This is a genomic window from Microbacterium cremeum, from assembly GCF_015277855.1.
In the GTDB taxonomy this organism is placed as follows: Bacteria; Actinomycetota; Actinomycetes; order Actinomycetales; family Microbacteriaceae; genus Microbacterium; species Microbacterium cremeum.
On sequence record NZ_CP063812.1, the window covers coordinates 124,826 to 148,559 of the forward strand.

General features: G+C 70.6%; 22 protein-coding genes. 12 read left to right on the top strand and 10 right to left on the bottom strand.

Annotation, left to right across the window (positions count from 1 at the left end; translation table 11 throughout):
* Positions 1–76: 76 nt before the first annotated feature.
* Both IM778_RS00565 and IM778_RS00570 read right to left on the bottom strand, forming a co-directional pair.
* A complete protein-coding gene (locus tag IM778_RS00565; RefSeq protein WP_194410175.1) occupies positions 77–1,237 on the bottom strand; it encodes a sugar phosphate isomerase/epimerase family protein in 1,161 nt (386 codons plus the stop codon).
* A gap of 302 nt (positions 1,238–1,539) precedes the next feature.
* Positions 1,540–2,472 (bottom strand): 2-hydroxyacid dehydrogenase, encoded by a 933-nt coding sequence (locus tag IM778_RS00570; RefSeq protein ID WP_194410176.1) that lies wholly within the window; start codon positions 2,470–2,472, stop codon positions 1,540–1,542.
* 62 nt (positions 2,473–2,534) lie between these two features.
* On the opposite strand from IM778_RS00570, the gene IM778_RS00575 reads away from it, so the two are divergent.
* Positions 2,535–2,966 (top strand): DUF1761 domain-containing protein, encoded by a 432-nt coding sequence (locus IM778_RS00575; RefSeq protein ID WP_194410177.1) that lies wholly within the window; start codon positions 2,535–2,537, stop codon positions 2,964–2,966.
* A 102-nt stretch (positions 2,967–3,068) separates the two neighbouring features.
* Here the strand turns inward: IM778_RS00575 and purQ are convergent, their stop codons facing one another.
* On the bottom strand, positions 3,069–3,776 hold the full coding sequence (gene purQ, locus IM778_RS00580; protein ID WP_194410178.1) for a phosphoribosylformylglycinamidine synthase subunit PurQ: 708 nt from the start codon (positions 3,774–3,776) through the stop codon (positions 3,069–3,071).
* Positions 3,773–4,021 carry a phosphoribosylformylglycinamidine synthase subunit PurS gene (gene purS / locus IM778_RS00585; RefSeq protein WP_194410179.1) on the bottom strand — a complete coding sequence of 83 codons (249 nt, stop codon included), beginning with the start codon at positions 4,019–4,021 and terminating at the stop codon, positions 3,773–3,775. The genes purQ and purS overlap by 4 nt, the downstream gene beginning before the upstream one ends.
* A gap of 330 nt (positions 4,022–4,351) precedes the next feature.
* Between purS and IM778_RS00590 the strand changes: the two genes are divergently transcribed.
* From IM778_RS00590 to IM778_RS00610, 5 genes are all read left to right on the top strand, one after another.
* Positions 4,352–5,629, top strand: coding sequence for an ABC transporter substrate-binding protein (locus tag IM778_RS00590; RefSeq protein WP_194410180.1), 1,278 nt, complete (start codon positions 4,352–4,354; stop codon positions 5,627–5,629).
* Between the two features lie 93 nt (positions 5,630–5,722).
* On the top strand, positions 5,723–6,754 hold the full coding sequence (locus tag IM778_RS00595) for a carbohydrate ABC transporter permease (RefSeq protein WP_194410181.1): 1,032 nt from the start codon (positions 5,723–5,725) through the stop codon (positions 6,752–6,754).
* On the top strand, positions 6,751–7,671 hold the full coding sequence (locus IM778_RS00600; RefSeq protein ID WP_194410182.1) for a carbohydrate ABC transporter permease: 921 nt from the start codon (positions 6,751–6,753) through the stop codon (positions 7,669–7,671). The genes IM778_RS00595 and IM778_RS00600 overlap by 4 nt, the downstream gene beginning before the upstream one ends.
* A 40-nt stretch (positions 7,672–7,711) precedes the next feature.
* Positions 7,712–9,181 (top strand): glycoside hydrolase family 1 protein, encoded by a 1,470-nt coding sequence (locus IM778_RS00605; protein WP_228484663.1) that lies wholly within the window; start codon positions 7,712–7,714, stop codon positions 9,179–9,181.
* Between the two features lie 68 nt (positions 9,182–9,249).
* Positions 9,250–10,263, top strand: coding sequence for a LacI family DNA-binding transcriptional regulator (locus IM778_RS00610; RefSeq protein ID WP_194410184.1), 1,014 nt, complete (start codon positions 9,250–9,252; stop codon positions 10,261–10,263).
* 15 nt (positions 10,264–10,278) lie between these two features.
* Here IM778_RS00610 and IM778_RS00615 read toward each other — a convergent pair whose 3' ends face one another.
* Both IM778_RS00615 and IM778_RS00620 read right to left on the bottom strand, forming a co-directional pair.
* The gene (locus IM778_RS00615) at positions 10,279–11,118 is read right to left on the bottom strand and encodes a VOC family protein (RefSeq protein ID WP_194411655.1); all 840 of its coding nucleotides are present in this window, start codon (positions 11,116–11,118) and stop codon (positions 10,279–10,281) included.
* 97 nt (positions 11,119–11,215) lie between these two features.
* The gene (locus IM778_RS00620) at positions 11,216–12,562 is read right to left on the bottom strand and encodes a uracil-xanthine permease family protein (protein ID WP_194410185.1); all 1,347 of its coding nucleotides are present in this window, start codon (positions 12,560–12,562) and stop codon (positions 11,216–11,218) included.
* A 175-nt stretch (positions 12,563–12,737) separates the two neighbouring features.
* Between IM778_RS00620 and IM778_RS00625 the strand changes: the two genes are divergently transcribed.
* Positions 12,738–13,283: a thioredoxin family protein gene (locus IM778_RS00625; RefSeq protein ID WP_228484664.1), complete on the top strand. Its 546-nt coding sequence runs from the start codon at positions 12,738–12,740 to the stop codon at positions 13,281–13,283.
* Positions 13,283–14,032 carry a cytochrome c biogenesis protein CcdA gene (locus tag IM778_RS00630; RefSeq protein WP_194410186.1) on the top strand — a complete coding sequence of 250 codons (750 nt, stop codon included), beginning with the start codon at positions 13,283–13,285 and terminating at the stop codon, positions 14,030–14,032. The genes IM778_RS00625 and IM778_RS00630 overlap by 1 nt, the downstream gene beginning before the upstream one ends.
* A gap of 14 nt (positions 14,033–14,046) precedes the next feature.
* On the opposite strand, the gene IM778_RS00635 is transcribed toward IM778_RS00630, so the two are convergent.
* Complete coding sequence (locus tag IM778_RS00635) at positions 14,047–15,021, bottom strand: phosphoribosylaminoimidazolesuccinocarboxamide synthase (RefSeq protein WP_194410187.1); 975 nt, start codon at positions 15,019–15,021, stop codon at positions 14,047–14,049.
* A gap of 217 nt (positions 15,022–15,238) precedes the next feature.
* Positions 15,239–15,577: an MmcQ/YjbR family DNA-binding protein gene (locus IM778_RS00640; RefSeq protein ID WP_194410188.1), complete on the bottom strand. Its 339-nt coding sequence runs from the start codon at positions 15,575–15,577 to the stop codon at positions 15,239–15,241.
* 120 nt (positions 15,578–15,697) lie between these two features.
* Here IM778_RS00640 and IM778_RS00645 point away from each other — a divergent pair, with 120 nt between their 5' ends.
* Together IM778_RS00645 and IM778_RS00650 are read left to right on the top strand one after the other, a co-directional pair.
* The gene (locus IM778_RS00645; protein WP_194410189.1) at positions 15,698–15,856 is read left to right on the top strand and encodes a hypothetical protein; all 159 of its coding nucleotides are present in this window, start codon (positions 15,698–15,700) and stop codon (positions 15,854–15,856) included.
* Between the two features lie 133 nt (positions 15,857–15,989).
* Positions 15,990–17,087 (top strand): fatty acid desaturase family protein, encoded by a 1,098-nt coding sequence (locus IM778_RS00650; RefSeq protein ID WP_194410190.1) that lies wholly within the window; start codon positions 15,990–15,992, stop codon positions 17,085–17,087.
* Between the two features lie 84 nt (positions 17,088–17,171).
* Here the strand turns inward: IM778_RS00650 and IM778_RS00655 are convergent, their stop codons facing one another.
* On the bottom strand, positions 17,172–20,687 hold the full coding sequence (locus IM778_RS00655; RefSeq protein ID WP_194410191.1) for a bifunctional proline dehydrogenase/L-glutamate gamma-semialdehyde dehydrogenase: 3,516 nt from the start codon (positions 20,685–20,687) through the stop codon (positions 17,172–17,174).
* 178 nt (positions 20,688–20,865) lie between these two features.
* On the opposite strand from IM778_RS00655, the gene IM778_RS00660 reads away from it, so the two are divergent.
* Positions 20,866–21,768 (top strand): LysR family transcriptional regulator, encoded by a 903-nt coding sequence (locus IM778_RS00660; RefSeq protein WP_194410192.1) that lies wholly within the window; start codon positions 20,866–20,868, stop codon positions 21,766–21,768.
* Between the two features lie 195 nt (positions 21,769–21,963).
* Here IM778_RS00660 and purD read toward each other — a convergent pair whose 3' ends face one another.
* Complete coding sequence (gene purD, locus IM778_RS00665; RefSeq protein WP_194410193.1) at positions 21,964–23,238, bottom strand: phosphoribosylamine--glycine ligase; 1,275 nt, start codon at positions 23,236–23,238, stop codon at positions 21,964–21,966.
* Positions 23,239–23,319: 81 nt separating this feature from the next.
* Here purD and IM778_RS00670 point away from each other — a divergent pair, with 81 nt between their 5' ends.
* Positions 23,320–23,688, top strand: a complete 369-nt coding sequence (locus IM778_RS00670) for a sterol carrier family protein (protein ID WP_194410194.1) — start codon at positions 23,320–23,322, stop codon at positions 23,686–23,688.
* Positions 23,689–23,734: the final 46 nt, after the last annotated feature.

A 23,734-nucleotide genomic window follows, 5' to 3' on the forward strand; every position in this document is an offset into this window, starting at 1 on the left:
CGGCTGCTGCGGGGAAGGGCAGCGGAGGAGGCGAGAGGGCGGGCGGAGTGCGCCGTCCGCCCTCTCGCGGGATGACTCAGCCGCGCAGTGCGGCCAGGCTCCGGTACGACGTCGCGGCGTTCTGGAGCGACATGCCCGGCGACGCGGCGGGGACCGACGCGGCGTTGTCCTGCTCGTACATCGCGTTGTGGTAGCCCTTCGCGCCGATGCGCCGGAAGAACGCGGTGTAGTCGATGTCGCCCTGCCCGAACGGGACGATGCTGTACCCCGCGGCGAGGTCCGGCCGCGAAGCGCCGTCCTTCGCGTGGAACAGCGGGAATCGTATCGTCTGCTCGGCGACCAGACCCGCCGGGTCGAACATGTCGGCCACCACGGTGCCGTCGGGAGCCGTGAAGCTCTGGAATCGGTACTGCGCGACGTGCGCCCAGTAGACGTCCATCTCGAGGTACACGTAGTTCGGATCGGTGTTCTGCAGGAACCACTCCAGTCGCCGCACACCGCTCGAGCGGGTGGGCCGTCCCTGCGAGTCGAGCGGTCCGCTGTCGAGCAGGAAGCTGTAGGCCGCGTCGTGGTTGTGCGTGTACAGCTTCAGGCCGTGGGTCGCGGCGCGCTCGCCGAGGATGTTCCAGCGGTCTGCTGCGGCCTGCCAGTCGGCGAGGTACGCGCTGCTGGTGGGGTCGTTGCCCGTGCCGATGTGGCCGAATCCGAGGATGTTGGCGATCTCGCACGCCGCGTCGAACTGGGCGAGCGTGGCGTCGGTGATCTGACCCGGAATGCTGCCGTGGTTGCCCTCGGCTTCGAGCCCGTTGTCGTCGAGCCACTGGCGCAGCTGCTGTGCGCCGGCGATCGAGTTGACGTTGCCGCCCTCGGCGTTCGCGTGCTGGTTGTATCCGGCGAACTCGATCTGCTTGTAGCCGATCCGCGCGAGCTCCTGGAGGACCTCCTTGAACCCCGACGGCAGGTCGGTCGTGTTCGGGTCGCGGCCGATGGCGTCCCGCACCGTGTAGAGGATGATGCCGCGCTTGCCGGGCGGCACCAGCACGCCGTTGCCGTTGGACTGGGCGGCGGCCGCACCGGTCGCCACGCCCGAATGGGCGTGCGCACTGCCGCCGCCGAGGCCGACGACCGCGGCTGCGGCGAGGCCCGTGGTGGCCGCCAGAAGCTGCCGCCTGCTGAGACCGAGCCTGCTCCCGAGGACGCGGGCGTCCTCCTGGGCCTGGTAGGTCAGATCATCCATGATGCTCCCTTGCACGGATCGTTCGAGTTGATGGTCGACTTCGCCCGGCGGGGCGTCCCTGCTCCCGCCATCGGGCGCCGACTCGATGTTGGCGGCGCCCCGATACTTCTCTGATCTTCGGAGGACTTTTCTCGGACACTAGAGCATTTGCCAAACTGGCGTCAAGCAAAAGAAAAGTCGTTCTCACGCAACTTTCACCAATCGTCGACAAAAGTTCCGCGACCGTTTCAACGGCGGGCGCACGCCGAACAGCCCGGGCGCCCACCGGGAACAAGGGGGAGTAGGAGCGAGCGGGGCGGGCGTCAGCCGCCGAGGACGACGTTCAGCGGCGGCTCGCCCGCGGCGAGCCGCTCGATCTGCGCGCGCACGAGCCGGGCGACCCGCGGACGCATCGCGCTGGATGCCCCGCCGACGTGGGGGGAGATCAGCACGCCGGGCAGGCCCCACAGCGGGTGCTCCTCGGGGAGCGGCTCGGGGTCGGTCACGTCCAGCGCAGCGCGCACGCGACCGCGGCGCACGTGGTCCACGAGTGCGTCGGTGTCGACGAGGGTGCCGCGGCCGACGTTGATCAGCAGCGCGCCGTCCGGGAGCGCCGACAGGAACGCGTCGTCGACGAGGCCACGCGTCGCGGCCCCGCCGGGGAGCGTGACGATCACGATCTCGGCGTCGGGCAGAAGCTCGCCGAGCTCGTCGACGCCGTGTACCGAGATGCCGTCCTCGTCTCGAGCGCGGGAGGCGACCGCCGTCAGCCGCACCTCGAACGGCTCGAGGCGCGCGGCCACGGCCTTGCCGACGCCGCCGTAGCCCAGCAGGAGCACGCGGCGGTCGGCGAGGCTCTCGGTGAACACGGGCGACCAGCGCCCTGCGGCAGTGTCGACGGCGAACGCGTCGAGGCGGCGCTGCGCCGCGAGTGCGAGCGCCACCGCGAGTTCGGCCGTCGACGTCTCGTGCACCGATGCGGCATTGGCGAACACGAGGCCGGGCGGCAGGATCGCCTCCACGCCGTCGTATCCGATCGACTGGCTCTGCACCAGCCCGACCTCGACGCCCTCGAGGCGCGACAGCACGCGTGCCATCGACATGTAGGGCGGCACGACCATGTCGAATCGCTCGCGCGGGGCCGCGGCATCCATCGGCCACACGACGATCTCGACCCCCTCGGAAAGCGCGCCGAGGTCGGCGGCGAGCTGCTCGGTGGGGACGCTGACGATGAGATTCCGGTGGCTGTCGCTCACGACTCCACGCTACCCGCGGCCGCACCGGCTAGAGTTCGAGCAACCGGACAGGGGAGGCAAGGATGGTTCCCGAGATCAACTACTGGGCGGTGCTGCTCGCGACGGCGTCGAGCATGCTCGTCGGCGCGATCTGGTACACGCCGAAGGTGTTCGGCACGAGGTGGGCGAAGCTCGCGAACGTCGACATGGACCGGCCCGGCGCCAGCGCGGTCGTGCCGATCGTGGTGACGCTCATCGTGAGCTTCATCACGGCCTGGGTCCTCGCCGGTGCCTCGTCGATCGCCTGGCACTTCTACGCCGGCAGCTACCTGTGGGCGGCGCTCCTGACCGCGGTGATCCTGTGGGCGGGATTCACCGCCGCCCGGTTCATCACCCACGACGCCTTCGAGGGACGCCCGACGTCGCTGACGGTGCTCAACATCGCGCACGAGCTCGTGACGCTCGTCGTGATGGCGCTCATCATCGGCGTGTGGCCGCCCGCCGGCACGGTCTGAGAGAGACGGATGCCTCGACTCGAGGCGTTTCGTCTCGCTCGTTCCTCGCTCGCTCAACGACCGGACATCGGTCGTTGAGCGAGCGAAGCGAGACGTAACGCGTCAGGCGGCCTGGGCCACCACGGCGGCGATCGCGGAGCTGAAGAACGGCAGGCCGTCTTCACCCGAGCGCATCGCGGCGGACGTGTCGGGACCGAAGCCCGGCTCGACGGCGTGCTCGGGGTGTGGCATGAGACCCACCACATTGCCGCGTTCGTTCGTGATGCCGGCGATGTCGCGCAGCGACCCGTTCGGGTTCACCCCGAGGTAGCGGAACGCCACGAGCCCCTCGCCCTCGAGGCGGTCGAGCTCGGAGTCCGACGCGATGTAGCCGCCGTCGGCGTTCTTCAGGGGGATGACGATCTCCTGGCCGGCCGTGAAGTCGGCGGTCCAGGCGGTGTCGGCGTTCTCGACGCGCAGCCGCTGGTCGCGCCGGATGAACTGCTGGTGCGCGTTGCGGATCAGTCCGCCGGGAAGCAGGTGCGCCTCGACCAGCATCTGGAAGCCGTTGCAGATGCCGAGCACGGGCATGCCCTTGGCCGCGGCATCCTTCACCTCCGCCATGATCGGGGCGAGTGCAGCGATGGCGCCCGCACGCAGGTAGTCGCCGTAGCTGAAGCCGCCCGGCAGCACGAGGGCGTCGACCCCTTCGAGGTCGTGCGAGCCGTGCCACAAGGCGACGGGCTCGGCGCCGGCGATGCGGATCGCGCGCTGCGCGTCGCGGTCGTCGAGCGAGCCCGGGAAGGTGATGACCCCGATGCGTGCGGTCATTCGACCACCTCGACTCCGACCACGTCCTCGATCACGGAGTTCGAGAGGATCTCGGCGGCGACCCGCTTCGCCTCGGTCAGCACGTCGTCGGTCACCTCGCCCTCGACGGTGAGCTCGAAGCGCTTGCCGATCCGGACAGCGCTGAACTCCGACACGCCCAGCCGAGCGAACGCGCCCGAGACGGCCTTCCCCTGCGGATCCAGCAGCTCGGCCTTGGGCATGACGTCGACGACGATGGTGGGCATCAGGATCCTCCTGGCGGCCGGAGGCCGCAGCTATCGGTCGTTGAGCGACGAGCGCAGCGAGGAGTCGAAACGCCGGATGTCGCGGGCAGGGGTCCGTCCCAGTCTACGGGCCTCGGCATCCCGTGACGTCTCCGCCGTCGTGACCGCGCGATCACGCTCCGTGATGCAATCGTGACCCGCTCGTGGGAGCGCTCCCTTGACATTCGTGAGAGCGGTCCCATAACGTTGCGTCTCAATCGTTGGGAACGCTCCCACGACACCATGGCCCCGGAACCCATCCAGGCCAGGTCCTGCAACACACACCAACCCTGACAACACAAAGGAGTGACAGTGAACGCACGCGCCTTCCGCAGAAGCGCTGTGGCCGTCGCCGCCTTCTCGGCCTCGGCCATCGTCCTCGCCGGCTGCGCCGGCAGCAGCGGCGACACCGGTGACGGCGGCAACGCCGACGAGGAGATCACGCTGACGGTCGCCACCTTCAACGACTTCGGATACACCGAGGAACTCCTCCAGGAGTACATGGACGAGAACCCGAACATCACGATCGAGCACACCCGTGCCGCCGAGTCCGGCGACGCCCGCTCGAACTACTTCGCCAAGCTCGGCAAGGGCGGCCTCGCCGACATCGAAGCCGTCGAGATCGACTGGTTCGCCGAAGCCATGCAGTACTCCGACCTGCTCGCCGAGGCACCCGACTCGGTGAAGGGCCGCTGGCTCGACTGGAAGGAAGCCGCCGCGACCGACGGCGACGGCCGCCTCGTGGGCTTCGGCACCGACATCGGACCGCAGGGCATCTGCTACCGCGGCGAGCTGTTCGCCGCAGCGGGCCTGCCCAGCGACCGCGACGGCGTGGCCGACCTGTTCGACGGCGACTGGGAGAACTTCCTCGACGTCGCCGACCAGTACAAGGCGGCGACCGGCAAGCCGATGATCGACTCGGCCAACTCGGTGCTCCAGGGCATCGTGAACCAGATCGAGTACACCTACACCGAGCCCGACGGCGCGGTCATCGCCACCGAGAACCCCGAGATCCAGGCGGCGTACGAGCTCGTCACCGAGCGCGCCGTGCCCAACGCGGCCTACGCCGGTCAGTGGTCGGACGACTGGTTCGCGTCGATGGCCAACGGCGAGTTCGCCGCCATGCTGTGCCCGGGCTGGATGCTCGGCATCATCGAGGGCAACGCACCCGACACCACCGACTGGGACATCGCCGACGTGTTCCCGAACGGCGGCGGCAACTGGGGCGGCTCGTACCTGACCGTTCCGGCTGATGGCGACAACGTCGAGGCGGCGCTCGCGCTGGCCGACTGGCTCACCGCTCCCGAGCAGCAGATGAAGGCGTTCGCGGCCGCGGGAACCTTCCCGAGCCAGATCGAGGCCCTCGAGAGCACGGAGCTCGCCGAGGCGACCAACGCGTACTTCCAGGACGCACCGGTGGGCGAGATCCTCTCGACCCGCGCCGAGGCGGTCACGGTCGCGCCCTACAAGGACGCGAGCTACTTCAAGTACCACGACGCGCTCCAGAACGCGGTCACGCGAGTCTTCGACGGCGTCGAAGACGAGCAGACCTCGTGGAACACCTGGGTCGCCGAGGTGCAGGCTTTCTGAGCCTGTAGATCCGAAACATGATCGAGTGCGCGCGGGCGAACCCGACGCCCGCGCGCACTCGGTCTGCCCGACCCCGACCTCACCGGAGCCATCGTGACTGCCACCCAAGTGCGCCCTGATGCGCCTGAGGCGCCGCCGAAGCTGACCCAGAAGCGCGTGCGCGTGCTGTCCTTCAGCCAGCAGGCGAGCCGCTGGGACCTCAAGGTCTCGCCGTATCTCTACATCTCGCCGTTCTTCATCATGTTCGCGATCGTGGGACTCTTCCCCATCGCGTACACCGCGGTCATCTCGTTCATGCAGTGGGACCTCGTCCGCAACTCGGGCGAGTTCATCGGATTCGACCAGTACATCTGGATCCTGCAGAACCCGCAGTTCTGGACGGCGCTGCGCAACACCTTCAGCATCTTCCTGCTCTCCAGCGTCCCTCAGATCGCGCTCGCGATCTTCATCGCCGCGATGCTCGACAAGAACATCCGCGCCAAGACGTTCTGGCGCACCAGCGTCCTGCTGCCGTACGTGATGGCGCCGGTCGCCGTCGCCCTGATCTTCAGCAACATGTTCGGCGACAACCACGGCCTGGTGAACAACATCCTCACCGACCTCGGCCTGCCCGCGATCCCGTGGCACAAGGACCCGTTCTGGAGCCACGTCGCGATCGCCACGATGGTGAACTTCCGCTGGACCGGCTACAACGCGCTGATCCTCCTGGCCGCGATGCAGGCCGTGCCACGCGACTACTACGAGGCGGCGACCGTCGACGGCGCCGGCGCGTTCCGCCAGTTCTGGAGCATCACGCTCCCGTCGCTGCGTCCGACGCTCATCTTCGTCATCATCACCTCGACGATCGGCGGACTGCAGATCTTCGACGAGCCGAGCCAGTTCGACAACACCGGCCAGGGCGGCGCCGCCGGCCAGTGGCTCACCGTCACCCTCTTCCTCTACAACATCGGCTGGCGCGAGTGGAACTTCGGCCGAGCCGCGGCGCTGGCGTGGATCCTGTTCCTTCTCATCCTCGTCATCGGCCTCATCAATCTCATGATCACGCGACGCCTCGTCCGGGATGAGAGCAGCCGCGGCGCTGCCGGGGTCCTGCGTCGCATGAACCGCAAGGAGGACGCCCGATGAGCACCACGCCTCCGATCGCGATGGTCGAGCAGCCCATCGCCACCGCCGGGCTCGGACGCGGACGCGGCCGCGGGAACAAGACCACCAAGATCCGCGGCTTCCGGGCCGGGTTCTGGGTGTACGCGGGCCTGGGCGTCGTCGTGCTGTCGGCCGTCTTCCCCTACTACTGGTCGTTCCTGATCGGGTCGGGCGATGCCTCGACCATCAGCGATCCCGACATGTCGTGGATCCCCGGCGGCAACTTCCTCCGCAACGCCGCCTCGGTCGTGAACGACCCCGCGGTCAACTTCTGGCCCGCGCTGTGGAACTCGATCTACAGCTCGACGCTGATCGCGGCATCCGTCGTGGCCACCTCCACGCTCGCAGGCTGGGCCTTCGCGAAGCTCCGCTTCCGCGGGAGCAAGGGGCTGCTCGTCTTCGTCGTCGCCACGATGGCGGTGCCGACGCAACTGGGTGTCGTGCCGCTGTACATCCTCTTCGCCGACCTCGGCTGGACGGGCAACGTCGGCGCGATCATCATCCCGGCGCTCACGAGCGCGTTCGGCGTGTTCTGGATGACGCAGTACCTGCAGCAGACGGTGCCCGACGAGCTGATCGAGGCCGCCCGGGTGGACGGCGCGACGATGATGCGCACGTTCTGGACCATCGCGGTCCCCGCTGCGCGCCCGGCGGCGGCGATGCTGTTCCTGTTCACCTTCGTCGGCGCCTGGAACAACTTCTTCTGGCCGTTCATCGTGCTCGACCGCCGCGACCCGACGCTGCCCGTCGCACTGTCGCTGCTGCAGTCGAACTACTTCGTGGACTACTCGGTGGTGCTCGCCGGGGTGCTCCTGGCGACGGTTCCGCTGCTGCTGCTGTTCGCCGTCGCCGGCCGTCAGCTCGTCAGCGGCATCATGGCCGGCGCCGTCAAGGGTTGAGAGAGACATGACCACCGCATCCAGAGAGGACTCTGCCCTCATGACGACCGCGACTTCGCGTCCGTTCCCGTCGAACTTCCTGTTCGGTGCGGCGACCGCCGCCTTCCAGATCGAAGGTGCCGCCCACGAGGACGGCCGCCGCGACTCGATCTGGGACGCGTTCTGCCGCGTGCCCGGCGCCGTGATCAACGGCGACAACGGCGACGTCGCGTGCGACCACTACCACCGGTACCGCGACGACGTCGCGCTCATGAAGGACATGGGCCTGCAGACGTACCGCTTCTCGACGTCCTGGTCGCGCGTCCGGCCCGACGGCGGCGCGGTCAACGAGCAGGGCGTCGACTTCTACAAGCGGCTGGTCGACGAACTGCTCGATGCCGGCATCCTGCCCTGGCTCACGCTCTACCACTGGGACCTGCCGCAGGCGCTCCAGGAGAAGGGCGGCTGGGCCCACCGCGACACCGCCGAGAAGTTCACCGAGTACGCGCTCGACATGCACGATGCGCTCGGCGACCGCGTGAACGTCTGGACGACGCTCAACGAGCCGTGGTGCTCGTCGTTCCTCAGCTACACCGCGGGCCTTCACGCGCCGGGCCACTACAGCGTGGCCGAGGGTGTGCTGGCGGCGCACCACCTGATGCTCGGTCACGGTCAGGCCGTGCGCGAGCTGCGCGCACGCGACGAGTCGCTGACCCTCGGCATCACGCTGAACCTCACGGTGGCCGACCCGGTCGACGCATCGGACCCGGCCGACCTCGACGCCGCACGCCGCATCGACGGTCAGTTCAACCGCTGGTTCCTCGATCCGATCTTCCGGGGCGCCTACCCGGCCGACATCGTCGAGGACTTCCGGAAGGTGGATGCCGAGGCCGTCGCCGCGTGGGAGTCCGCGGTCCGGCCGGGCGACCTCGAGGCCATCTCGACGCGCCTCGACACGCTCGGGGTGAACTACTACCACGGCGAGTACGTCGGAGGGCACGCGCCGGCGGATCCGCCGAAGCCGGGCGATGCGCCGACCGACCGGCCGGGACGCTCGCCGTTCCCGTCGCACGAGGGCATCTTCTGGCACGAGCGGGGTCTCGACCGCACCCCCATGAACTGGGAGGTGCAGCCCGAGGGGCTGACGCGCCTGCTCGAGCGCGTGTGGCACGAGTACGCCGAGCCGGCCGGGTCGGTGCTGTACGTCACCGAGAACGGTGCCGCCTACGACGACGTCCGCGTCGTCGAGGACGGCGAGGTGCGCGTGCACGACGACGAGCGCGCCGACTTCCTGCGCGCGCACCTGGCGGCGACGCTCGACGCGGCCGAGGCCGGCGTCGACGTGCGCGGCTACTTCTACTGGTCGCTGCTCGACAACTTCGAGTGGGCGTGGGGGTACGAGAAGCGGTTCGGTATCGTGCGAGTCGACTACGACACGCAGGAGCGGTCCCTCAAGGACAGCGCCCGCGACTACCGTCGGATCATCGCCGCCCGCGCGCTCACCGGCACCCGAGCGCCGGTCGACGCATAGCGGCGGGACCCCCGCCGGACGGGGGAGGATATCGACATGAGCACCGACGTGAGGGGAGGGGCATCGCGATGAGCACCGATGCGATGCGTCATGCCGTGACGATCGAGGAGGTCGCCGCGGCCGCGGGGGTCTCGCGTTCGACGGTCTCGCGCGTCGTCAACGGCTCCACAGCGGTGAGCCCCGAGGCGCTCGAGGCGGTCAAGCGCGCGATCTCCGAGCTCAACTACGTCCCCAACCGCGCGGCCCGGTCGCTGGCCAGCCAGAAGACGCACGCGGTCGCGCTGATCGTGCCCGAGGACACCACACGGTTCTTCGGCGATCCGTTCTTCGCGGCGATCGTGTCGGGCATCAACTCGCGGCTCAGCCGCTCGGACTACGTGCTCAACCTGTTCATCGCGAGCGACGACCCGGGTGACAAGACCACGAGCTACGTGCGCAGCGGCGCCGTCGACGGGGCGATCGTGGTCTCGCACCACACCAGCGACACGTTCATCGAGCGCATCGCGAGCGTCGTGCCGGTCGTGTACGGCGGCCGCCCGGTGCGCGAGCGCGAGCGCGACTACTACGTCGATGTCGACAACGTCCGGGGCGCGTACGACGCCACCGTGTACCTCATCGAGAGCGGCCGCCGCCGCATCGCGACCATCGCGGGTCCGCTCGACATGCCCGCCGGCATCGACCGGCTGCAGGGATACCGCGACGCCCTCGCGGCGTTCCAGCTCGACGAGTACGCGATCGAGGACGGCAACTTCACCGCCGACGGCGGCGCCGACGCGATGCGGCGCATCCTCGCCGCCGGTCCGCCGCCCGACGCCGTCTTCGTGGCGAGCGACCTCATGGCGCGCGGGGTGCTGACCGTCCTCGCGGCGGAGGGCCTGCGGGTGCCCGACGATGTCGCACTGATGGGCTTCGACGACTCGCCGGTCGCGACATCCGTCGTCCCGCAGCTGACCACGGTGCGTCAGCCGTCGTTCCAGCAGGGCGAGCGCATGGCCACGGTGCTGATCGACCTGCTCGCGGGGCGGCATCCGCGTCACGTCACGATCCTCGAGACCGAGCTCGTGATCCGCGACTCCGTCTGACGGCTCGACCGGCGCTCAGGCCCGACCGGGCACGGTCGCGTGCAGCACGTTGCGCCACGGATCGTCGAACGAGACGGTGCGGCCGTCGTCGCGCACCTCGAACCCGTGGTGGCGCAGCCGCTCGGAGAGTTCGCCCAGCGCGTCGGCGCCGGGCAGCTCGAGGTCGACGCGGCCGAGTCCGAGTGCGGGCATGCGGGGCCCCGCGCCCCGCGAGTTCCACGTGTTCATCGCCATGTGGTGGTGGTAGCCGCCGGCGCTCACGAACACGGCCTGGTCGCCGAGCGCGGCCGTCTCGTCGAACCCGAGCGCGTCGACGTAGAACGCCCGTGCGGTGGCGACATCGCCGACCGACAGATGCACGTGACCGACGGATGCCGCGTCCCGCGTCGTCGCACCGCTCGCGGCCCGCTCGGTCAGGTGCTCGCGCAGGTACGCGTTCGGGTCGAGGTACAGGGTGGCCATCTCGATCTGCCCGTGCACCCACGACCACTCGGTGCGGGCGCGGTCCCAGTACAGCTCGATGCCGTTGCCCTCGGGATCGGTGAAGTAGAACGCCTGGCTCACGAGATGGTCGGCCGACCCCGTGAACGTGTGGGGCGCGCGGGACGCGACGCTGTAGAGCGCGGCGGCGAGCGCCTCCTGCGACTCGAACAGGATCGCGGTGTGGAACAGGCCCGCCGATCCCGGCGCCGCGTGACGCAGGGCGGGGTCGTGCCGCAGTGTCACGATCGCGCGTCCGGCCCGCCCGAGGACGACCTGGTCGCCGTCCGCGGCGAGCACCTCGAGGGTGACGACGTCGCGGTAGAACGCGGTCATGGCATCGAGGTCGCCGACGAGGAGGGTCACGGCCCCCATCGCGGTGTCGGCGGCGAGACGGTCGACTGCCGGGGATTCTGCATTCACGTGAATGTGAACCCCCGGCACGCGTCGTCCATTCCCCGACCGGGTCGGGTCAGCGCACCTCGACGTCCTGCGGGTCGCCGCCGAGCTGACCCACCACCGGCAGCGGGCCCCCGTCGTCGGCCCCCGTCTTGCGCCAGCGGGCGATGAGGTTGCCGAGGTGGTAGATCAGCAGCGCGGCGGCCGCGCCGATCACGATCGCGCCGAGCTGGAAGTCGCCCCACTGCATCGTGAACCCGGCGATCCCGATCACGAGGGCGACGGCCGCGGTGTACTGGTTGACCGGACGCGAGAAGTCGACGCGGTTGTCGACCCAGATCTTGATGCCGATGATGCCGATGAGTCCGTACAGGGCGGTGGTCACGCCGCCGAGCACGCCCGCGGGGATCGAGTTGAACACCGCACCGACGACCGGCGACAGCGACAGCAGGATCGCGAAGATGCCGGCGACCCAGTACGCCGCGGTCGAATAGACGCGGGTCGCCGCCATGACGCCGATGTTCTCGCCGTACGTCGTGGTGCCCGAGCCGCCGAAGAAGCCCGCGAGGGTCGTGGCCGCGCCGTCGGCGATGAGCGCCCGGCCGGTCTGCTGGTTGACGGATGCCTCGGTCATGGTCGCGACGCCGCGCACGTGTCCGACGTTCTCGGCGACGAGCACGAGCACGACGGGCAGAAACATCGCGATCACGCTCCAGGTGCCGGGCGACACGAAGTCGGGCAGGTGGAAGGTCGGCAGGCCGACCCATTGGCCGTTCGCGACGAGCTCGTTCACGGCGGTGAAGTCGACCTCGCCGACGATCAGAGCGACGATGTAGCCGACGATCACGCCGAGGAAGATCGAGATGCGGCCGAGGAACCCGCGGAACAGCACGCTGAACAGCACGACGGCGACGAGCGTGACGGTCGCCGTGAAGGGCGCCTGCTGGTAGCTGTTCCATGCGACGGGCGCGAGGTTGAAGCCGATGAGCGCCACGATCGCGCCGGCGACGACCGGGGGCATGAGCCTCTCGACCCAGCCGAGGCCGGCGAACTGCACGATGAAGCCGACCACGGCCAGCAGCACGCCGACCGCGACGATGCCGGCGAGCGCCGAGCCCATGCCCTGCGACGCGGTCGCCGCGGTGACCGGCGCGATGAACGCGAACGACGAGCCGAGGTAGCTGGGCAGCTTGTTGCGCGTGATGATCAGGAACAGCAGCGTTCCGATGCCCGAGAACAGCAGCGTCGTCGAGACGGGGAATCCGGTGATGATCGGGACGAGGAAGGTGGCGCCGAACATCGCGATGACGTGCTGAGCGCCGATCGCGATCGTCGCGGGCCAGTTGAGGCGCTCGTCGGGTTTCACCACCTTGCCGGGTTCGACGGTCCGGCCGTTGCCGTGCAGTGTCCACAGGGCCATGCGCGCTCCTTGCGCTCGGAGGGGATTGTGCTGGGCTCACGATAGCGGTCGGCGACGGGCACCGAAGTCGCCCCCGGCACCGCAGGGATGCCGCGGCCACAGGAGTGCGCGCTGTCACCGGATTGTCATGGCTGACCGCTGCCGCGTGGCAACGCGGCAGGGGAGGATGGGACCCGTGAAGCGCGCAGCCATCGTGGGAATCGTCGTCGGAGCAGTGGTGGTCGTCGGCGTGGCCGGTGCGGTCGCGCTGTCTCTGGGCGGCGGGACCGAACCGGTCGGGGCGTCGACGCCCTCGGCTTCGGTGTCGCCGGAGCCTGGCGATCCGAGCCCGGTCCCCGACGACACGCCCACTCCCGACGACGCCGCCCGCGGCGAGTCCGACGAGTCCGCCGCGCCCGAGGCTTCGCCCGGCGCGTACATCGAGTACAGCGAAGCCGCGCTCGCGGCGGCGGAGGGCACGCGCGTGCTGTTCTTCCACGCGCCGTGGTGCCCGCAATGCCGCTCGCTGGAGGCCGACATCCTGGCATCCGGGGTGCCGGAGGGCATCACGGTGGTGAAGGTGGACTACGACTCGAACCAGGCCCTGCGGCAGCAGTACGGCGTCACTCTGCAGACCACCGTGGTCTCGCTCGACGAGGCGGGTGCCGCCACCAGCACGTTCGTCGCCTACGACGAGCCGACCCTCGGCGCCGCGCTGACCGGGCTCGGCTTGGGCGACTGATGCTCGCCCTCACGCTGGTGTCGTTCGCCGCCGGTGTGCTCACCGTCCTCGCCCCGTGCGTGCTGCCGCTGCTGCCGGTGATCGTCGGCGGTACGGCGGCCCGATCTGCGTCGACCGACGCGGTGGCCGAACGCCAGTGGTTCCGACCGCTCGTGATCGCGGCATCCCTCGCCGTCTCGGTCGTCGTCTTCACACTGCTGCTGAAGGCGTCCAGCGCACTGCTGGGGGTGCCCGCGTGGGTGTGGCAGGTGGCGTCCGGCGTGATCGTCGCGACCCTCGGGCTCACGATGCTGTTCCCCGCGGTGTGGGAGCGGATCACCGTGTCGGCGGGGTGGCAGGCCGCCGGCGGCCGGCTCCTCGATCGCGGCTACCGCGTCGGCGGCGTCGGCGGCGACATCGCCCTGGGCGCCGCGCTCGGTCCGGCCTTCAGCAGCTGCAGCCCCACGTACGCCCTCATCGTGGCGACGGTGCTTCCGGCGACCTTCGCGGCCGGCGTGGTCTACATCTCGGCCTACGCGGCAGGGCTGGCGCTGGCGCTGCTCGGCATCGCGCTGGCCGGCACGGCACTGGTGCGGCGGCTGGGCTGGCTCGCCGACCCGCACGGCGTCTTCCGGCGCGTGATGGGAGGCCTGCTCGTGGTGGTGGGCGTCGCGGTCGCGCTCGGCTGGGACCGCCTCGCCCAGGCGTGGGTGCTCGAGCAGGGATGGTACGCGCCGATCGAGAACCTGGAACGGCTGCTGCTGGGCTGAACCGCGGCCGCCCGTCAGGCGGAGGTGAGGCGGTCGAGCAGCTCGCGGTACCGTGCGACCGTGCGTTCGACGATGTCGGCGGGGAGGGCCGGCGGATCGCCCGTCCGGTCCCAGTTCGCGGCGAGCCAGTCGCGCACGATCTGCTTGTCGAAGCTGGCCATGCGCTCCTCGGAGGTGGTGCCCGCGGCCCACGTCTCGGCATCCCAGTAGCGCGACGAGTCGCTGGTGAGCACCTCGTCGGCGAGCGTCATCACGCCGTTCTCGTCGAGTCCGAACTCGAACTTCGTGTCGGCGAGGATCACCCCGCGAGCCTCGGCCGTACGCGATGCGCGGGCGTAGATCTCGAGCGAGAGGTCGCGCAGTTCTTCGGCGCGCTCGCGGCCGACGAGTTCGACCGTGCGCTCGAACGAGATGTTCTCGTCGTGCTCGCCCAGGGGCGCCTTGTACGCCGGCGTGTAGATCGGCTCGGGCAGCCGGTCGCCGTTCGACAGGCCGTCCGGCAGCGGGATGCCGCACACCGTGCCGCTCTCGCGGTACTCGGCCCATCCCGACCCGGTGAGGTATCCGCGCACGACACACTCGATCGGCAGCATCTCGAGGCTCTTCACGACCATCGCGCGGCCGGTGACGGCATCCGGGATCAGCGCCTTCACATCGTCGGGGGTGTTCGCCTCGCCGTCGTCGCCGAGCGTGAGCACGTGCGACGCCGCGAGATGGTTCGGGATGCCGCGACCGCCGTCGGCGCCGGCGAGCCGGTCGAACCACCACAGGCTGAGGGTCGTCAGCAGCACGCCCTTGCCGGGGATGCCGGGGGAGAGCACGTGGTCGAAGGCGCTGACGCGGTCGCTCGCCACGACGAGCATGCGGTCCGCGGACGCCGCCCCCGCCTCGGTGCCCGCGTCGGCCGGGACGTAGAGGTCGCGCACCTTGCCCGAGTAGACATGGCGCCAGCCGGGAAGCTCGGTCGAGGGGGTGGGGGTAGCCGTCACGCGTCCATTATCCCGGCCGCGGGCCCCCGAGCCCTCCGGGACTGTGTCGGTCGTTGAGCGAGCGGAGCGAGACGAGACGGGGGTGTCGGTCGTTGAGCGAGCGGAGCGAGACGAAACGCCTGTACCGTCGGTTGACCGCTGGCTCGGGGCGTTTCGTCTCGGTCGCTGCGCTCCCTCGCTCAACGACCGGGGTGTGGCCGGGCCGCACGACCGGGGGTCAGGGGGTGATCTCGTCGACGTAGGCGAACGCCTCAGCGGTGGCCGATGGCCAGAGGTCCGCATGGTCGGGGTCGAGCACGACCCACTCGCGCATCGTGCGTCCGCGCATGTGCATGCGCTCGCCGTCGCCGGTGGCTTCGAGCGCGTCGGCGCGCTCGGCGGGCACCTTCACCACGAGGCTGCCGCGATAGCCGACGAACGCGAACACCTTGCCGCGCACACGGACACCCTCACTGCCGAACATCGGGCCGATGTCGACACCCGGGCGACCGAGGTACTCGGCCGCGATCGGATCGAAGATCTCGTGCGCCCGTGCAACCGCTGCGGCGTCCGTCATGCCGAGCACGATACGGCCCGCCGCCGACACGCGGAAGAGCGCAGGCCCCGCTTGCTTGCGCGGATCGCGCGACGTGTCAACCCGGTGGCGCGAGGCGCGGCATCCGGTCACGATGTCGTCATGACCGCACTCGCAGTGACCCTGCTCATCATCGGAATCGTGCTCTTGCTGCTCGGTGTGTTCATCGAGGCGGCGAAGTTCCTGCTGTGGATCGGGCTCGTGATCATCATCATCGCGGTGATCGCCTGGCTGATGCGCTTCATCCGGCGTCAGACGTGAGCGCCGGGCTGTGAAGTCGCCGGAAGCCGTATCGCGGCGTCCGGCGCAGACGTAACCTGAACGAAAGGGATGTCCGGGACCCCGACATCCGCGGCCCGCACAAGCGTGCGGGCGGAGGATCGGGGCCGAAGACATGACCGACAACCAGGCGGGCGCCGTCCGCACCACGCTGCCGCGCACCGCGCGGACGCAGAACGACTTCACCGAACTCGCCAGATCCGTCCAGTCGACCGGGCTGCTGCGGAGGCGCTACGGGTACTACTGGACGAAGCTGGTCGGAGCGGTCGTCGTGATGGCCGCAGGGCTCGCCGCGTTCGTCCTCATCGGCGACACCTGGTGGCAGATCTTCACCGCCGTCGTCCTGGCGATCGTGTTCACGCAGATCGCGATGCTCGGCCACGATGCCGCACACCGGCAGATCTTCGTCTCGGGCCGCTGGAACGACTGGACCTCGATGGTCCTCGGCAACCTGCTCGTCGGCATGAGCTACGGGTGGTGGCAGCACAAGCACACGCGCCACCACGCCAACCCGAACAAGATCGGGTCGGATCCCGACATCGAACTTCCGGTCGTGTCGGTCACGCCCGACCAGGTCGATCGCCGCGCGGGCCGGTACGGCCCGGTCATCGGATGGATCCTCGCGCACCAGGGGGTCTTCTTCTTCCCGATCCTGCTCCTGGAGGGCCTGTCGCTGCACGCCTCGAGCGTGCGGCGCGTGGTCTCGCCCGAGCCGCTCCGGCGTCGGGCCGTCGAGATCTCGTTCCTCGCGGTGCGCATCGGCGGCTACCTGGCCCTCGTCTTCATCGTGCTGTCGCCGGGCATCGCGGCGGTCTTCCTCGCGGTGCAGCTCGGCCTCTTCGGGGTCTACATGGGCATGGTCTTCGCCCCCAACCACAAGGGGATGCCGCTCGTGCCGGCCGACGTGAAGGTCGACTTCCTGCGCCGGCAGGTGCTCATGAGCCGCAATGTTCGCGGCACGCGGTTCCTCGACGTCGTGATGGGCGGGCTCAACTATCAGATCGAGCATCACCTGTTCCCGTCGATGCCCCGCCCGCACCTGCGCAAGGCCTCCGGCATGATCCGGGCGTACTGCATCGCGCACGACGTGCGGTACACCGAGACCGGACTGTGGGACTCGTACCGGATCGTGACGCGCTACATCAACCGCGTCGGGCTCGGCGAGCGGGATCCGTTCGACTGCCCGCTGCTGCAGCAGCGTCAGGCGGTGTGATCCGCGAGCGGCCGTGGCTTCGACGACGCGAACGGATGACCTCGATACGCCTCCTTCGTCGGCACTCGATCCGGCGGCCGCGGCTCAGAGCACCTCGTGCGCCAGCGGCGAGGGCGTGCCGAAGCGGTGCGCCGTGATGCTCACGGCCTGCTCGTGCAGGAACGGGAGCAGCTCGACGCGGCCGGCGCGCGTGACGGCTCCATCGAACACGGCGATGTCGGGCCGGCCCTCCGCGGCGCGGTCGAGCACGGCCGCCGGGGCTCCCAGCAGGCGCACGCGCGGGCGCGGCTGGGCGGCCAGGCGGGCATGGGCGGCCGCCGCATCCTCGACCTCGACCTCGATTCCGCTGCCGCCGAGCGCGTCCGCGATGGCGGGCGGGAGCGGGTCCGCGACCGAGATGCGTACCGCCGCGCCCGTGCGAAGGGCGGCCGCCGCGACGCGCACGAGCTCGACGAGCGGCACGCCGGCCTCCGCGCGGACCTCGGCCGCGGCGGGCACGTAGCGGAACACGTTCCGCTCGCACGCGAGGCCGGAACGGTCGCGCAGCGCGCCGAACTCCTCGTCCCACGCGACGGTGTCGGAGGCCACCGCCTCCGCGAGCCACGTGCGCTCGGCGGCGTCGAGCACGGCACCCGCGGCGGCGATCAGGCGGCCTGCCGGCGAGCCGGTGTTCGATGACGTCGTGCTCCCGGCAGAGCCGCGGGCCGCGGCCGCCGGATCGAGTGCCGACGAAGGAGGCGTATCGAGATCATCCGTCGTCTCGGCGTCGGTCCAGCGGCCGAGGCCCACGAGGTAGTTCGGGCCGCCGGCCTTGAAGCCCGCGCCGACGACGGACTTCTTCCAGCCGCCGAACGGCTGGCGCTGCACGATGGCGCCCGTGATGCCCCGGTTGACGTAGAGGTTGCCCGCCTGCACGGTCGCGAGCCACCGGCGTATCTCGGCGGCGTCGAGCGAGTGCAGCCCGGCGGTGAGGCCGTAGTCCACCTGGTTCTGGAGCTCGGTGGCCTCGTCGAGCGTGCCCGCCGTCATGATGCCGAGCAGGGGGCCGAAGTACTCGGTGAGGTGGTACTCCGAGCCCGGCCGCACGCCGTCACGGACTCCCGAGGTCCACAGGCGCCCGTCGCCGGGCAGCGGCGCCGGCCCGACGAGCCACGACTCGCCCTCGCCGAGCGAGACGAGCGCCTCGGCGAGTTTGCCGGCCGGCGGCGCGATCACGGGCCCGACCTGGGCGGTCGGGTCGGTGGGCATCGCCACGTGCAACGACCGCACCGCGTCGACGAGCTGCGCCCGGAAGCGCCGTGAGCGGGCGACCGACCCCACGAGGATGACGAGGGATGCCGCGGAGCACTTCTGCCCGGCATGCCCGAACGCACTCGACACCACGTCCCTGACGGCGAGGTCGAGATCGGCGCTCGGGGTCACGATGATCGCGTTCTTGCCGCTCGTCTCGCCGAGGAGGCGCAGATCCTGCCGGAAGCCGCGGAACAGCTCGGCGGTCTCGTACCCGCCGGTGAGGATCACCTGGTCAACGGCCGGTGAGGCGACCAGCTTCTCGCCGAGCGACGAGTCGGCGAGCTGGACGAGCTGCAGCACGTCCTTCGGGACGCCGGCCTCCCACAGCGCTTCGATCATGACCGAGCCGCTCCGCCGCGTCTGCCGAGCCGGCTTGATGACGACGGCCGAGCCCGCCGCGAGCGCCGCGAGCGTCGAACCGGCCGGGATCGCGACGGGGAAGTTCCACGGCGGCGTCACGAGCGTGAGGTCGGCCGGCGTGAACCGGGCGCCGTCGACGCGCTCCAGGTCGAGCCCGCGCTCGGCGTAGTAGTGCGCGAAGTCGATCGCCTCCGACACCTCGGGGTCGCCCTGGTCGAGCGTCTTGCCGGCTTCGGACGCCATCACCTCGAGCAGGTCGGCGCGTCGCGCCTCGAGCACGTCGCCGGCACGGTGCAGGATCCGCGCGCGCTCCGCGGCACCGAGCGCACGCCAGCCGACGGCGGCGGCGCGGCCGCGGGCCAGCGTCGCATCGACGGCTGCGGCATCCGTCAGCACCGCCGCCTCCGCCGTGTCGATGCCGAGCCGTGACGACGGAACGCGAGACAGGATGCCGCGACCCCACGCGCGATTGGCGGCCACCGCCGGGTCGGTGTCGGGCGTGTTCGCGAAGCCGGTCGAGGCGACGGGGGTCGCAGTGGCGGAGCGGTCCTGCACACGGTTCGGTGCGGGAACGCTGTCGTCGACCTCGCGCAGCGAGTCGACGAACCTCTCGGTCTCGCGACGCAGCATCGCCGGGTTCGAGTCGAGCTCGAACAGCGCCGACATGAAGTTGTCGCTCGAGGCGCCCTCCTCGAGCCGCCGGATGAGATACGCGATCGCCACGTCGAACTCGTGCGGGTGCACGACCGGCGTGTAGAGCAGGAGGCCGCCGACGTCACGGCGGACGACCTCGGCGAGGCTCTCGGCCATGCCGAGGAGCATCTCGTACTCGACGCCGTCGGTGACCCCGCGCTCGGTCGCGAGCAGCCACGAGTGCGCGATGTCGAAGAGGTTGTGCCCCGCGATGCCCACCCGCACGTTGGCGATGCGGTCGGGCGTGAGCGACCAGTCGAGGATGCGCTTGTAGTGCGTGTCGCTCTGCTGCTTGGTGCTCCAGGTGGCGAGCGGCCAGCCGTGGATCTCGGCATCCACCCGCTCCATCGAGAGGTTCGCGCCCTTCACGAGGCGGACCTTGATGCCCGCGCCGCCGCGCGCGCGACGGGCCGCGGACCACTCCTGCAGGCGCATCATCGCCGCGAACGCGTCGGGCAGGTACGCCTGCAGCACGATGCCGGCCTCGAGCCCGGTGAACTCGGGCTCGTCGAGGAGGCGCGTGAACACCGCCGTCGTGAGGTCGAGGTCGCGGTACTCCTCCATGTCGAGGTTGATGAACTTGCGGGTCGGCGATCCCGCCGCGAGACGGTACAGCGGACGGAGGCGATCGACGATGAGGTCGACCGCCTCGTCGAAGCCCCACGGCGAATGCGGTCCGACGATCGACGACACCTTGATCGACACGTAGTCGACGTCGTCGCGGGCGAGGAGCCGCATCGTGCCGTCGAGGCGCCGCTGCGCTTCGCCGGTGCCGAGCACGGCTTCGCCCAGGAGGTTGACGTTGAGGCGGACGCCGTCGCGCGTGAGGGTGCGGATGGTCTTGCCGAGCTTGTGGTCGCGCGCGTCGGCGATGAGATGCCCGACCATGCGGCGCAGGACGGCGCGCGCGATCGGCACGACGACGCCGGGGGCGACCGGCGCGAGGGCGCCGCCGAGCCGTACCGCCCCACGCAGCGGCGCGGGGAGGAATCCGGGCACGAGGGGTGCCACGCGCGCCAGCGCGCGGGCCGCGACCCGGGTGTCTTCGGGGCGCACCACGCCGTCGACGAATCCGGTCGTGAACTCCAGGCCGCTCGGGTCGCTCAGGACGCCCGCGAGCCGCTGCGCGGCGGCGCTCGCCGGGATCGCGGATGCCTCGGCCAGCCAGCGATCGACGAGGGCGCTGGTCTCTGCGGCGAGGTGCGGGGTGCGGTCGGACGCGGCGGCGCTGCCGGGAAGGACGGGAGTGGTCACGGATGCTCCAGAAGTTGTGCGGTGATCTCAGTGTCGGCGCGGCATCCGTGAAAGAAAAGCGATGCTTTCTTCAGTATTCTCTTCAGTATCACTTCATGGTTGGCCGTCTGGGGTCGGTCCAGGGCTCATTGTGTGCGTGGTACATAGTGAATGGCCTTCATTATGTTGGGAGTGCGCGATGCTCGACCTCAAGAAGCTCCGGCTGCTGCGGGAACTGCAGCTGCGCGGCACCATCGCCGCCGTCGCCGAGGCCGCGTCGTACAGTCCGTCCGCGGTGTCGCAGCACCTCGCCCAGCTCGAACGCGAAGCCGGCGTCGAGCTGCTGCAGAAGTCGGGCCGCGGACTGCGGCTGACCCCGGCCGCCGAGCGGCTCGTCGCCCGCACGGCCGAGCTGCTCGACGTCATGGAGCGCGCCGAGTCGGAGCTGCGCACCTCGGGCGAGGATGTCGCCGGCACGGTGCGCGCGGCGGTGTTCCAGTCCGCGATGCTCGCGCTCATGCCGGCCGCGCTCGAGGCGATGCGCGAGGTCGCTCCCGACGTCCGGGTCGAACTCGTCCAGCGCGAGCCCGAGACCGCGCTTCACGAGACGTGGATGCGGGACTTCGACCTCGTCGTCGCCGAGCACTACCCCGCCCACGCCGCGCCGCATCATCCGGGTCTGGACCGCCGGTCGCTCATGTCGGACGCCATCCGGCTCGCCGTCTCGGCGCACGAGCACTCCGGCCTCGTCTCGGTCGCCGCAGCGCGCGACCTGCCGTGGGTCATGGAGCCGCGCGGCGCGGCGTCACGTCACTTCGCCGAGCAGCAGTGCCGCGTCGCCGGCTTCGAACCCGACGTGCGGTACGAGACGGCCGACCTCCAGGCGCACGTGCGGCTGATCGCGACGGGCAACGCGGTCGCGTTCCTCCCCGACCTCATCTGGTCGGGCGTCGACGCGACGGGATGCCGCTTGGTGGAGCTGCCCGGAAGCCCGCGGCGGACGGTGTTCACGTCGGTCCGCAGCGCCGGCGGAGAGGTCCCCGCGGTGGCGGTGTTCCGCGATGTGCTCGCACAGGTCGCCGCCGACCTCGCCGCGGACTGACGGCCGCCTTGCCCCCGCGCTGCGAAAACACCAGTCGGTGACGCGACACGCCGTGCTGCGGCATCCGTCGTCGGCGTGTCGGCGTCACGGACCGGGGTTTTCGCTCGGGACGTCAGGGCGTCCGGGTCGTTCAGGGTCGTTCAAAGACGACGGATGCCGGCACCTTCGCCGGGCGGGGCGCACCGGTGGCGCCGGTCAGAGCCCTTCGGCGACGCGCAGCGCGATGTCGGTGCGGTGCTGCCCGCCCTCGAGCCCGATCTCGCCGACGGCACGGTACACGCGGTCGCGTGCTTCGACGAACGTCGTGCCCACGCCGACCACGTTCAGCACGCGGCCGCCGGTCGCCACGAGCCCGCCGTCGGACTCCGCCGTCGCCGCGTGCGCCAGGTGCACGCCCTCGACCGCGTCGGCCGCGCGAAGCCCGGTGAGCGGCCGCCCGGTCACCGGCGCGGCGGGGTACCCCTCGCTCGCGAGCACCACCGTCACCGCGACGGTGTCGGCGAACGCCGGGCGCGGGTGGTCTTCGAGATGACCGGATGCCGCGGCCAGCAGCAGCTCCGACAGCGGATCGACGAGCCGGGGCAGCACCACCTGGGTCTCGGGGTCGCCGAAGCGGGCGTTGAACTCGATGACCTTGACGCCGCCGTCGGTGAGGATGAGCCCCGCGTACAGCAGCCCGATGAAGGGGGCGCCCTCGGCGTCCAGCTGGCGGATGACCGGCTCGGCGATCTCGTGCGTCACCAGATCGACGAACTCCTGCTCGCTGCCGAAGCGGCCGTCGAGCCACGGCAGCGGCGAGTACGCGCCCATGCCTCCGGTGTTGGGCCCCTCGTCGCCGTCGCCGAGGCGCTTGTAGTCCTGAGCCGGGCTCAGCGGCAGCACGTGGTCGCCGTCGCTCAGGAAGAAGAGCGACACCTCGGGGCCGTCGAGGAACTCCTCGACGAGCACCGGTCCGAACGGAAGGTACGCGTCGGCGTGCGCGAGGGCCGCTTCGCGGTCCGCCGTCACGATCACGCCCTTGCCCGCGGCGAGGCCGTCGGCCTTGACGACATGCGGGGCGCCCAGCTCGTCGAACGCCGCCTCGACCTCGGCGCGGCTCGATGCCCGGACCGCCCGGCCGGTCGGCACGCCCGCGGCATCCATGATGCGCTTCGCGAAAGCCTTGGACCCCTCCAGCTGTGCGGCCGCCCTTCCCGGTCCGAACACCGGGATGCCGCGCTCGCGCACCGCGTCGGCGACACCCGCCACCAGGGGCGCCTCGGGACCGACCACGACGAGATCGACCTGGTACTCGTTCGCGAAGGCGGTGACGGCGGCGGGGTCGTTCGCGTCGAGGGCGACGAGCTGCGCGTCGTGCGCGATGCCGGCGTTGCCCGGAGCCGCGAAGATCTCGTGCTCGGCCTCCTCCGACCGCAGCGCGAGGATGATGGCGTGCTCGCGCGCGCCCGAGCCGAGGACCAGGATCTTCACGCGCCCCAGCCTACCGAGCGCCCGCGGTCGCGTTTCGGTACGCGTGCCGGCGTGAACCGGGCGCAGGCGTACCGTGGAGGCATGGCCCGCAGGATCTCGACCGTCGACGGCCGGGCGGCCCTCGACGCCGTCGCAGCGGCGGCCGGGGCATCCGCCGCCCCGGCGCGCACCGACCACGCGACGGCCGTGCGCTACCTGCTGCAGCTGCTGGCCGAGAAGGCGCCGGGCAACTCGGTCGAGGTGCGCGTGCCGCCGTTCGGCGCCGTGCAGGTGATCGAGGGACCGCGGCATACGCGCGGCACGCCCCCGAACGTCGTCGAGACCGACCCCGCGACCTGGATCGCGCTCGCCACGGGTGCGGAGCAGTGGACGGATGCCGCAGCCGCCGGCCGCATCAGCGCCTCCGGCACGCGCGCCGACATCTCGCACCTCCTCCCGCTGCGCCCCTGACCGGGCCGCCCCTGACGTCGATCCCCCACACCTCGATGGCACGGGC